Source organism: Streptomyces sp. NRRL WC-3626, from assembly GCF_000718785.1.
Lineage (GTDB): Bacteria > Actinomycetota > Actinomycetes > Streptomycetales > Streptomycetaceae > Streptomyces > Streptomyces edwardsiae.
Window position 1 is genome coordinate 1 of the sequence record NZ_JOCA01000005.1, and the last position, 11,164, is coordinate 11,164.

General features: G+C 73.3%; 6 protein-coding genes. 1 reads left to right on the top strand and 5 read right to left on the bottom strand.

The window, feature by feature from the left end; translation table 11 throughout:
• A partial coding sequence (locus IF28_RS0109220) for a maltotransferase domain-containing protein (protein ID WP_037892943.1) occupies positions 1-735 on the bottom strand: 735 nt, incomplete at its 3' end.
• A gap of 730 nt (positions 736-1,465) precedes the next feature.
• On the opposite strand from IF28_RS0109220, the gene IF28_RS0109225 reads away from it, so the two are divergent.
• The gene (locus tag IF28_RS0109225; RefSeq protein ID WP_030216440.1) at positions 1,466-4,084 is read left to right on the top strand and encodes a glycosyltransferase family 1 protein; all 2,619 of its coding nucleotides are present in this window, start codon (positions 1,466-1,468) and stop codon (positions 4,082-4,084) included.
• Positions 4,085-4,606: 522 nt separating this feature from the next.
• Here the strand turns inward: IF28_RS0109225 and IF28_RS0109230 are convergent.
• The 4 genes from IF28_RS0109230 to IF28_RS0109245 all read right to left on the bottom strand — a co-directional run bounded on the left by IF28_RS0109230 (position 4,607) and on the right by IF28_RS0109245 (position 11,162).
• Positions 4,607-5,128: a DUF1990 domain-containing protein gene (locus IF28_RS0109230; protein ID WP_030216442.1), complete on the bottom strand. Its 522-nt coding sequence runs from the start codon at positions 5,126-5,128 to the stop codon at positions 4,607-4,609.
• Positions 5,129-5,201: 73 nt separating this feature from the next.
• Positions 5,202-7,235, bottom strand: coding sequence for a M4 family metallopeptidase (locus tag IF28_RS0109235; protein WP_030216443.1), 2,034 nt, complete (start codon positions 7,233-7,235; stop codon positions 5,202-5,204).
• 430 nt (positions 7,236-7,665) lie between these two features.
• Positions 7,666-9,444 (bottom strand): ABC transporter ATP-binding protein, encoded by a 1,779-nt coding sequence (locus IF28_RS0109240; protein ID WP_030216445.1) that lies wholly within the window; start codon positions 9,442-9,444, stop codon positions 7,666-7,668.
• Complete coding sequence (locus IF28_RS0109245; RefSeq protein WP_030216449.1) at positions 9,441-11,162, bottom strand: ABC transporter ATP-binding protein; 1,722 nt, start codon at positions 11,160-11,162, stop codon at positions 9,441-9,443. Before IF28_RS0109245 ends, IF28_RS0109240 begins: the two co-directional genes overlap by 4 nt.
• Positions 11,163-11,164: the final 2 nt, after the last annotated feature.

The window sequence follows — 11,164 nt, forward strand, 5'->3', positions numbered from 1 at the left end:
GGGTGTGCCCTCGGAGCGGGGGAAGAACTCGTACCAGGCGCCGTACAGGGCCCGCTCGCGTTCCACCAGCAGGGGCAGCGGGTCGCTGCTGGTGACCAGCTCCCGCAGCGGATGCCGGGCCAGCACCGCGTCCACCTCCGGCGTCAACGCCGCCGCCAGACGGGACGCCGCCGGACGTCCCTCGTCGCGCAGGGCGTCCACGGCGGCGAGGAGGACCTTCCCGGCCCCGGGCTCCGGCACCCCGGCCGCCGCCCGTTCGTACAGCCGGGCGCCCTCCTCCAGAACGATCCCGATGTCCATGCCCGCCGGGATCTTGATCTGCGCGTGGTGCCGCCAGGTGGTGACCGGATCGCCCCAGGCCTCCACGGTGTACGTCCACAGTCCGGGCTCCCCGGCGGTGACGGCCGCCCCCCATCGGTCCGTGCCCGGCGCCAGCTCCCGCATCGGCGTGAACGGCCCCGGACGCCCCTGCGGATCCTTCAGCACCACATTGGCGGCCACCGCGTCGTGCCCCTCGCGGAAGACGGTCGCCGAGATCTCGAACGTCTCACCGGTCACGGCCTTCGCGGGCCGGCGCCCCTGCCGGACCATCGGCCGGACGTCGAGGACGGGGATGCGTCCCACGGCGGTCGCGGGACCGGCGGGGGACGGTGGAGGACGTGTCCCGACGCCGCGTTCCGGTGGCGTCGGGGTGCTGGGCGCCGGGGGTGAGGACGAGTGGTGCTTGGCGGGCATGACCGCTCCTGTCCGCGTCAACGAGGGTGGGCGGATGACTGTGGGGAGGTGGGTCCTGCGGGGTTTCTGTGGGGTGTACCCGCAGGAGCCTTCCCACACTGTTCGGGTGGGCAATCCGGCGGTTTGTTAACTACTCGCGCGTATGTCGACACACAAGACCGGCCGCCTCCGCACGGTACGGAGCCGGTCGCCGGTGGGCTCGTTCCCATGTCCGCCGGTGCCGCCACGGGCGGACGCCGTACGGCGCCCCGCGCGGGTGCGCCTCCCCGCGCGGCGCCTCGGGCGGCCGGTCCGGCGGGCCCGCCCACCTCTCCGCCCGCCGCGCTCCTGACCAGCGACCGCGCCGTCCGCGCCGGCGAGCCACGGAGTCGCCGTGTGCGGGACGCCATGGGCGTACCCGGGAGGGTCTTCCGCGCGGCGCCGCCCGCGGCGGAGCCGAAGCCGCAGGACCCCCGGGGCGGGCCGGGCCACGACGGAACCGAAGCCGGAAAAGGCCGGTTTCTTGTCCTGCCGGCCGGCGTGCCGACCGCGCAGGTGACATCAAGGGCGATGACGTGAGGTGCGGAGGTGTGGAAATCGGCCATGTCGGCCATGTGGTGAATCGTTTCGGTCAATGGTGCGGCGGGGCGCGCGTCCTCCTGCCTCCCGCGCGGAGCGTGGTCACGCCGGTACTGTCGGCAGCGATGCCCGGACGCACACCGCGTCTCTCACGAACGCGCCGAGGTGGCTTGTGAAGGCGATCCGTCGATTCACCGTCCGACCCGTGCTCCCCGAACCCCTGCGCCCCCTCAGTGACCTGGCCCGCAATCTGCGCTGGTCCTGGCACGCCGAGACCCGTGACCTCTTCCGCTCCGTCGACCCCGGCCGCTGGGCCGCCGCGGGAGCCGACCCCGTACGGCTGCTCGGCAGCGTGGCGACGGAACGGCTCACCGAGCTGGCCGGTGACCGCGACTTCCTGGAACGGCTCGACGCGGTCGCGGCCGATCTGGACACCTATATGACCGGCGAGCGCTGGTACCAGGCACAGCCCGACCGGCTGCCCGCCGCCGTCGCCTACTTCTCCCCGGAGTTCGGGATCACCGCCGCCCTGCCGCAGTACTCCGGCGGTCTCGGCATCCTCGCAGGGGACCACCTCAAGGCCGCGAGCGACCTCGGCGTCCCCCTCATCGGCGTCGGCCTGCTCTACCGGCACGGCTACTTCCGCCAGTCCCTGTCCCGCGACGGCTGGCAGCAGGAGCACTACCCCGTCCTCGACCCCAACGAGCTGCCCCTGGACCAGCTCAAGGAGTCCGACGGCACCCCCGCCCAGGTCACCCTCGCCCTGCCCGGCGACCGCTCGCTGCGGGCCAGGATCTGGCTGGCCCAGGTGGGCAGGATCCCGCTCCTCCTGCTCGACTCCGACATCGAGGAGAACGACCTCGGCGAACGCGGGGTGACCGACCGGCTCTACGGCGGCGGCAGCGAGCACCGGCTGCTGCAGGAGATGCTGCTCGGTATAGGAGGTGTCCGCGCGGTCCGCACGTACTGCGAGCTGACCGGGCACGCCGCGCCCGAGGTGTTCCACACCAACGAGGGGCACGCCGGTTTCCTCGGCCTGGAGCGCATCGCGGAACTGCGGACGGAGGGGCTGGACTTCGACGCCGCGCTGGAGGCGGTCCGCGCGGGGACCGTGTTCACCACGCACACGCCCGTCCCGGCCGGCATCGACCGGTTCGACCGGGAACTGGTCGCCCGGCACTTCGGCCCGCACGCCGAACTGCCGAACATGGAGGTCGACCGCATCCTCCGGCTCGGCATGGAGAGCTACCCCGGCGGTGAGCCCAACCTGTTCAACATGGCCGTGATGGGCCTGCGCCTGGCCCAGCGCGCCAACGGCGTCTCCCTGCTGCACGGCCAGGTCAGCCGGGAGATGTTCTCCGGGCTCTGGCCGGGCTTCGACCCCGAGGAGGTGCCGATCACCTCCGTGACCAACGGGGTGCACGCGCCCACCTGGGTCGCCCCCGAGGTGTACCGGCTCGGCGCCCGGCAGATCGGCGCCCAGCGCGCCGAGGAGGCGCTGAGCGTCGGCGACTCGGACCGCTGGGACTCCGTCGCGGACATCGCCGACCAGGACATCTGGGAGCTGCGCCGGTCGTTGCGGGAGCTGCTGGTACTCGAGGTGCGTGAGCGGCTGCGCGCGTCCTGGCGGCAGCGCGGGGCCGGGGCGGCGGAACTGGGCTGGATCGACGGGGTGCTCGACCCGGACGTACTGACCATCGGTTTCGCCCGCCGCGTCCCGTCGTACAAGCGGCTGACGCTGATGCTGCGCGACCGGGACCGGCTGATGAGCCTGCTGCTGCATCCGGAGCGGCCGGTGCAGATCGTCGTCGCGGGCAAGGCGCATCCGGCGGACGACGGCGGCAAGCGGCTCATCCAGGAGCTGGTCCGGTTCGCCGACGATCCGCGCGTACGGCACCGGATCGTGTTCCTGCCCGACTACGGCATGGCGATGGCGCAGAAGCTCTACCCCGGCTGCGACATCTGGCTGAACAACCCGCTGCGGCCGCTGGAGGCGTGCGGCACCAGCGGGATGAAGGCGGCGCTCAACGGCTGCCTCAACCTGTCGGTGCTCGACGGGTGGTGGGACGAGTGGTTCCAGCCCGACTTCGGGTGGTCGATCCCCACCGCGGACGGGATCGGAACCGATCCGGAGCGGCGTGACGCCATAGAGGCGGCGGCGCTGTACGACCTGCTGGAGCAGCGGATCACCACGTGCTTCTACGACCGGGGGCGGGGCGGGCTGCCCGACCGGTGGATCGACATGGTGCGGCGGACGCTGAGCCTGCTGGGGCCGAAGGTGCTGGCCGGGCGGATGGTCCGGGAGTACGTGGAGCGGCTGTACACACCTGCCGCGCACGCGCACCGGGCGATGGACGCGGAGGCGGCCCGGGCGCTGGCCGGGTGGAAGGCGCGGGTGCGGGCCGCCTGGCACGCGGTGACCGTCGACCACGTCGAGACGTCCGTGACCGCGACGACCGCGCAGCTCGGGACGACGCTCGGGCTGCGGGTGCGGGTGGGGCTGGGCGGGCTGAAGCCGGAGGACGTGGAGGTGCAGGCGGTGTCCGGGCGGGTGGACGAGGAGGATCGCATCACGGATGCGGCCGCTGTGGCGCTGAAGCCGGTGGGGGTGCCGGACGGGGACGGGCGCTGGGTCTACGAGGGCCCGCTCGCCCTCGACCGCACGGGTCCCTTCGGCTACACGGTCCGCATCCTGCCGGGGCACCGGTTGCTGGCGTCGGGGGCGGAGCTGGGGTTGGTGGCCGTGCCGTCGGAGGAGTTGGCGGGGGCGGCGGGGTTGCTGATGCGGTGAGGTGTGAGGGGCCGGTGGGATGCCGGCCCCGCCCAGCGCCTGAGGACCAGGCCCCTCGGGCCGCACGCGGCTGTCCGGCGTTCGCCGCACTCAGCCTGTCCGGCGCTGGGGAACGCGGCCCGTTTTGGGCCGCAGCCTGCTGTCCGGCGTTTGCCGCAGTCAGCCTGTCCGGCGTTTGAGGACGAGGCCCGTTCAGGGCCGATGGGGGTCTGGGGCGCAGCCCCAGGGACGGGACGGGAAGGGGCGGCGGGGGCGAGGAACTGGGCCGGGCGGGGTGCGAGCGCGGCCTGCTGGAGGGTGCCGCCTGCGCCCACCCGTGCCGCCCCAGCGGCACGACTGCCCGCAGGCTGCGGGGGTGCTGCCTGGGGCCACCACGATTGCCCGCGGGCTGCGGGGGTGGGGGTGCTGCCTGGGGCCACCACGATTGCCCGCGGGCTGCGGGGGTGGGGGTGTTGCCTGGGGCCACCGCGGCTGCCCGCGGGCTGCGGGGGTGGGGCCGGCCGCGGGCTGCGGAAGGGGGTGTTAGTCCTGGGGGATGCCCCTTGTGGCCAGGTGGCGGAGGGCCTTGCCGTAGCGGTGGGCGTAGGCCAGTTGGAGTGCGCGGGTGGCCGGGCCGCCGGCGCGGGCGTACCAGCGGGCCGGCCTGCTGAAGGCGGACACCGTCAGCCACACCGTGCCATCACCCGTCCGGTCGACCACGAAGGACTCCTCCCCCGACTCCGGATGCCCCGACAGCGTGCCGTACGCCCACCCCGCCCGCCGGTGCTCCTCCACCGTCCACACCACCCGGCACGGCGCCCTGACCACCCCCGCGAGGGTGAGCGTGACATCGACGTCCGGCGCCGCCCGCTCCGCGCCGGCCGAGACACCGAGCCCCAGTTCCCGGTGCATCTCCCAGCCGAACAGCGCCTCCGCCGCCTGCCGGAACACCTCGTGGCCCTCGCCCAGCCGGGTACGGACGTGCAGCGGATGGAAGCCGGGAGGGCGGGAACCGGGTTCCCGGGTCGCGCCGACGTGGTCGTAGGTGAAGTCCGCCGAAGACATGGGTCCCAAGAGTAGGGCGGCGCCCCCGCCTTGGAGAAAGCCGGGGGCGCCGCTCGGACCGCTCGTGCCCGGTTTACGGGAAGGTGAGCGACCAGCCGCTGATGTAGCCGGTGTCGTACCGTGCCTGGTCCTGCACCCGCAGTCGCCACGTGCCGTTGGCGGTCTCGGACGAGGCGTTGACCGTGTAGGTCTCCTTGATGTCGTCCGCGGAGCCGCCGGTGCGGCTGCGCAGCGGGTACACCGTGCCGTCGGGGGCGAGCAGGTCGACGACCAGGTCACCGCTCCAGGTGTGCTCGATGTCCACGGTGACCCGGAGGTTGGACGGCGCGTTGCCCGTCCGCCCGGTGACGCTGATCGCGGACGTCACGGCCGCGCCGGCGTCCGGGATCGTCACGTCGGTGGTGCTCTCGTAGGACGTACCGCCGCCACCGCCGCCGTCGGAGCGCGTTCCGACGTTGATGCCGGCCCACGCGTCCTGCACCGCCTTGTACTCGGCGCTGTCGGTGCCGTACAGCTCACCGGTCGCCGCCAGGGTGCCGGTGCGGGCGCTCGCGTAGTTGGTGGTGGAGGTGAACTTCGTGGTCAGCGCGCGGAACCAGATCTTCTCCGCCTTGGCGCGGCCGATGCCGGTGACCGGGAGGCCGTCGGAGGTGGGCGAGTCGTAGCTGACACCGTTGATGGTCTTGGTGCCGCTGCCCTCGCTCAGCAGGTAGAAGAAGTGGTTCGCGGGGCCGGACGAGTAGTGGACGTCGATGTTGCCGATGCCGGAGTACCAGGCGTCCTTGGACGCTCCGTCCTTGCTCGGCTTGTCCATGTAGCGCAGCGGGGTGCCGTCGCCGTTGATGTCGATCTCCTCGCCGATGAGGTAGTCACCGACGTCGGATGAGTTGTTGGCGTAGAACTCGACGGTCGAGCCGAAGATGTCGCTGGTCGCCTCGTTGAGTCCGCCGGACTCGCCGCTGTAGTTGAGGCCTGCGGTGTTCGAGGTGAGACCGTGGGTCATCTCGTGCGCGGCCACGTCGATCGCGGTCAGCGGGTTGGCGTTGCCGGAGCCGTCGCCGTACGTCATGCAGAAGCAGCTGTCGGACCAGAAGGCGTTGACGTAGTTGTTGCCGTAGTGGACCCGGGAGTAGGCGCCCACGCCGTCGCCGCGGATGCCGCTGCGGCCGTGCACGTTCTTGTAGTAGTCCCAGGTCAGCGCGGCGCCGTAGTGGGCGTCGGCGGCCGCGGACTCCGCGTTGGAGGCGCTGCCGTTGCCCCAGACGTCGTCGGAGCCGGAGAACAGCGTGCCGGTGCCGGAGGTGCCCCGGTTCAGGTTGTACGTCTTGTGCCCGCCGCGCGCCCCGTCGGTGAGGTTGTACGACGACCCGGACTGGGTGGTGGTCAGGTCGACGGTGCCGCTGTAGACGGTGTGGCCGGTTCCGTTCTGGATGGCCTCCCACGTGTACAGCTGCTCGCCCGTGGTGGCGTCGGTGACGACGTGCAGTTCCTGCGGGGTGCCGTCGTGCTGGAGCCCGCCGACGACCGTCTCGTACGCCACGACCGGCTTGCCCTCGGCGGCCCAGACGACCTTGCGCGGGGCGCGGTCGACGTCGGCGCCCTCGGCCTTCGCGGCGGACAGCGCCTGCTGCTCGGCCTTGGCGGCCGGCACCTTGGCGGTGGTGGTCGCGGGCGTCACCGCGGTCCGGGTGGCCTTGACGACGGAGTCGGCCTCGCCGGCGCTGTCGCCCTGCACGACCAGGTCGCCGCCGAGGACGGGCAGGCCGTCGTACGTCCGCTCGTAACGGACGTGCACGGTGCCGTCGTTGTCCTTGAGGACGTCACGGACGACGAGCTTCTCCTTCGCGCCGAGGCCGAGGTCCTCGGCGGTGTCCGCCTTGGTGGCGTTGGCCTGGCGTATCAGTTCGGCGCGCTGCGCGGGGGTGAGCCGGACCGACTCCGAGCCCGGCTTGGCCTTGCTCGCGGCCGCCGGTGTCTGCTCGGGGGCGGCGGTGGCGCTGCCGGACTGCACGGCCGTGGCGATCAGCGCGGCGACGCCCGCGAGGGCGACGGCGGCGGCACGGCGGTGCGTGTGGGGGGTGCGTCTGTGGGACGGCCTGCTTCTCAACGCTGACTCCTTCTGCGCGGCCGCGGGTCGCGCGGCCTGGGGAGACCGGACGGCGGGTGGGCCGGCCGGGCAGAACGGAAGTGCGAATCGCTGTGGCCGCGTGGCAGCGGTGAGGTGTGCGTGGGGTTGCTGTTCGGCGGCCGTGGGAAGAGTGGCAGGGGATCGCGGCTTCTGTCAGGAGCGCGTCAGGAATTTGGCGGAAACCGTTCGCTGGGCGGAGGTGCGGGTTCGGTATACGAACAGTCAAGTCCGGGGGTCGGGGTTTGGGGAGTGTTTCGCCCCCGCCGCCCCTTCCCTTCCCTTCCCCGGGGCTGCGCCCCAGACCCGCTGTCGGCCCTTCGGGCCTACTCCTCAATCGCCGGACGGGCTGGTGGGTGGCCCGTCCCGGGAGTGTGCCCCTGACCCTCACGGCGCTGAGCGGGCCGCGTCCTCAAGCTCCCCCGGAGGGGGCACCCCCGGACGGGCTGGTTCCGTGCCAGGAGTTCCACAGGGCCGCGTAGGCTCCGTCCGCCTCCACCAGCGCGTCGTGTGTGCCCAGTTCGGTGAGGCGGCCGTCTTGCATGACGGCCACCCGGTCCGCGTCGTGGGCCGTGTGGAGGCGGTGGGCGATGGCGATGACCGTGCGGCCCGCCAGGACCGCTGCCAGGGCCCGTTCCGTGTGACGGGCCGTCGTCGGGTCGAGGAGGGCCGTGGCCTCGTCGAGGATCAGGGTGTGGGGGTCGGCCAGCACCACTCGGGCCAGCGCGAGTTGCTGTGCCTGGGAGCCGTCCGTGGCGTGACCGGCCTCGCCCAGCTCCGTGTCCAGGCCCTCCGGCAGCTCCCGTACCCAGGACTCGGCGCCGACGACGGCCAGCGCCGCCCACAACTTCTCGTCCCCGGCCCCCGGTTCGGCGATCCGGAGATTGTCGCGAACCGTACCGAGGAACACGTGGTGCTCCTGGGTGACCAGTACCACCTGCCGGCGCAGCCGCTCCGGGTCCAGGCCGGAAACCGGCACCCCGCCCACCGTCACCGTCCCCGCCGTCGGCGCGTCCACGCCCGCCAGCAGCCGGCTCAGCGTGGTCTTGCCCGCGCCGGACGGCCCCACCACGGCCAGCCGTTCGCCCGGTGTCACCGTCAGACCGACCCCGCGCAGCACCTCCCCGCCGCCCTCGTAGGCGTAGCGCACGCCCGTCACGTCGATGCGGTCGTCGGCCGGATCAGGACTGTCGCCCCGCTCCGCCGCTCGCGGCGCCCGCGCCAGCCCCTCCACCCGGGCGAAGGAGGCGCCGCTGGCCTGCAGTTGCTCCAGCCGCATCAGCACCTCGTCCAGCGGGCCGCTCAACTGCAGCAGATACAGCGAGGTCGCCACCACCTCCCCGAGGCTCACCGCGCCCCGCCCGTGCAGCCAGCCGCCGATCAGCAGCACCCCGGCGACCGGCACGACGTACGACACCTCGACCACCGGGAAGAACACCGTGCGCAGGAACAGGGTGTGGAAGCGGGTGCGGCGGGAGGTCTCCAGCGCCTCCCGGTTGGCGCGGATCCGCCGCTCCTCGAGCCGGAACGCCTCCACCGTGCGGGCCCCGGACGCGGTCGCCGCGACGACCTCCGCGACGTCCGAGTTCGCCGCCCCCTCGGCGAGATAGGCGGCGCGCGCCCGGCGCAGATACCAGCGCAGCACGAACCAGATGGGGGTGAGACCGAGCAGTCCGAGGAAGCCCAGCAGCGGGTTCACCACCAGGACCGCGACCACCACGAACAGCGCCTGTACGGCGTTGATCAGCAGCGACGGCCCGGCGTCGCGCAGCGTCGTACCGACCGTGGTGACATCCGCCGTGCCCCGGGCCGTCAGGTCGCCGGTGCCCGCCCGCTCCACCACCGACGAGGGCAGCGCCAGCGCCCGGTCCACGAACCGCTCGCGCACCCGCGCCAGCGTCCGCTCACCGAAGCGGTGCCCCACGAACCGGGCCCAGCGGGACAGCAGCAGCTGCGTGACGGCGCACAGCAGGATGACCGGCGCCAGCCGGTCGACGACGGCCACCCCGCCGCCGTCGCGCACCTCGTCGATGATCCGCCCGAGCAGCCAGGGCCCGGCCAGTCCGACCACGGCCGCCAGCCCGTTCAGCGCCAGCACACCGGCGAAGGCCCGCCCGTCCGACCGCACCAGCTCCGTGGCGGCCCGGCGCACATCGGCCGGTTCGGCCAGGGGCAGTCGTTGCCCGCTCATCCCGCGACCTCCTCGGCGGTGGTTTCCCCGGCGTCCCTGGCCACCAGATCCCGGTAGCCGGGTTCGTAGTCGAGAAGCCCCTGGTGGCTGCCGCTCGCGGAGACCTTCCCGTCGACCAGGAAGATCACCTCGTCGGCCCGCGTGAGCACCAGCGGCGAGGTGGTGACCAGCAGCGTCGTACGGCCCCCGCGGGCTTCCCGCAGCCGGTCGGCGACCGTGGCCTCGGTGTGCGCGTCGAGCGCCGACGTGGGCTCCACCGCCAGCAGCACCTCGGGCTCGGCCAGCAACGCCCGCGCCAGGCGCACGCGTTGCCGCTGGCCGCCGGAGAGGCTGCGGCCCTGCGCGGACACGACCGAGTCCAGCCCGTCGGGCAGGCCCTGCACGATGTCCTCGGCCGCCGCCGCGCGCAGCGCGCCCAGCACCTTCTCGTCGGACGGATCGCCGCGTCCGGCGACCACCTCCCGCAGCGGACCGGCGAACAGGTCCGCCTCCGGATCGGCGACCAGGATCCGCTCCCGCACCCGCGCGAGCGCGATCTCGTCCAGCCGCACCCCGCCCCAGGTCACGCCGGACGGCGCGTACCGGCCGAGGCGGTCCACCACGGCGAGCGCGTCGGCGGGACGCGCGGCGGTGAGCGCGGTCAGCCGGCCCGGCAGCAGCCGTACCCCGGACTCCGGGTCGTACAGCACGGAGGGCTCGGCCGGCGGGTCGGCGGTGGCGGCGTCGGCCGGCGGCTCCAGCCGCAGCAGCGCCGTCACCCGGCGGGCGGCCACCACACCCCGGCTCAGCGCGTAGCCGCACTCGATGAGGAACATCACCGGCCACACCAGAATGGCCACATAGCCGTACACCGACACGAGTTCGCCCACACTGATGTGTCCCTGCGCGGCCTGCCGCGCCGCGATCCAGGTCACCCCCGCGAGGAACAGCGCCGGCAGTCCCGCGGAGAGCGCCTGCATCCAGCTGGTCACCGCGCCGACCCGGTAGCCCTGATCGCGCAGCCGCCGCGAGTCACGGCGGAACGCGTCGGAGACCAGGTTCTTCCCGCCGAGCCCGCTCAACACCCGCAGGCCGCCCGCGAGATCACCGATCCGCGCGGTCAGCACCCCCTGCCGCTCCCGGTACTCCGTCTCCGTGCCCTGCAGCCACCCCGCCAGCGGTCCCACGGTGAGACCGATCACCGGCACCCCGAGCAGCACCACCACCGCCAGCAGCGGCGACACCGAGAGCAGCAGCCCGGCCACCGCGAGATACGCCACGACCGCGCCGATCCCAGGCCCGACGGCCGTGAGCGACTGCGCGATCATCTGCACATCGCCCACCCCGATGGTGACGATCTCCCCGGCACCGGTGCGCCGCTCCAGCGACGCCCCCAGCCGTACCGTCTGCCCCACGACCACCTTCACCGTGCGGAAGTTGGCGTCCATCCGCACCAGCGTCATGGTGCGGTGCCGCATGATGCCCAGCCACGAGTTGACGGCGTTCACCACGATCAGGGCGCCGGTCCACCACGCCAGCGCCCGCATGTCCCCCGGCTCCAGCCCGTCGTCCACGGCCCGCGACATCAGATACGGGGTCGCCGCCAGCAGCACCATCCACGCACAGCTCAGCACCGCCCCCCACCCGCACCGCCCCGGCTGCCGCAGCACCAGCCACCACAGATACCGGGCCCCGCCCCGCCGGTCGGGCGTGCCGGGATCCTCGTACGCGTCGATCATCC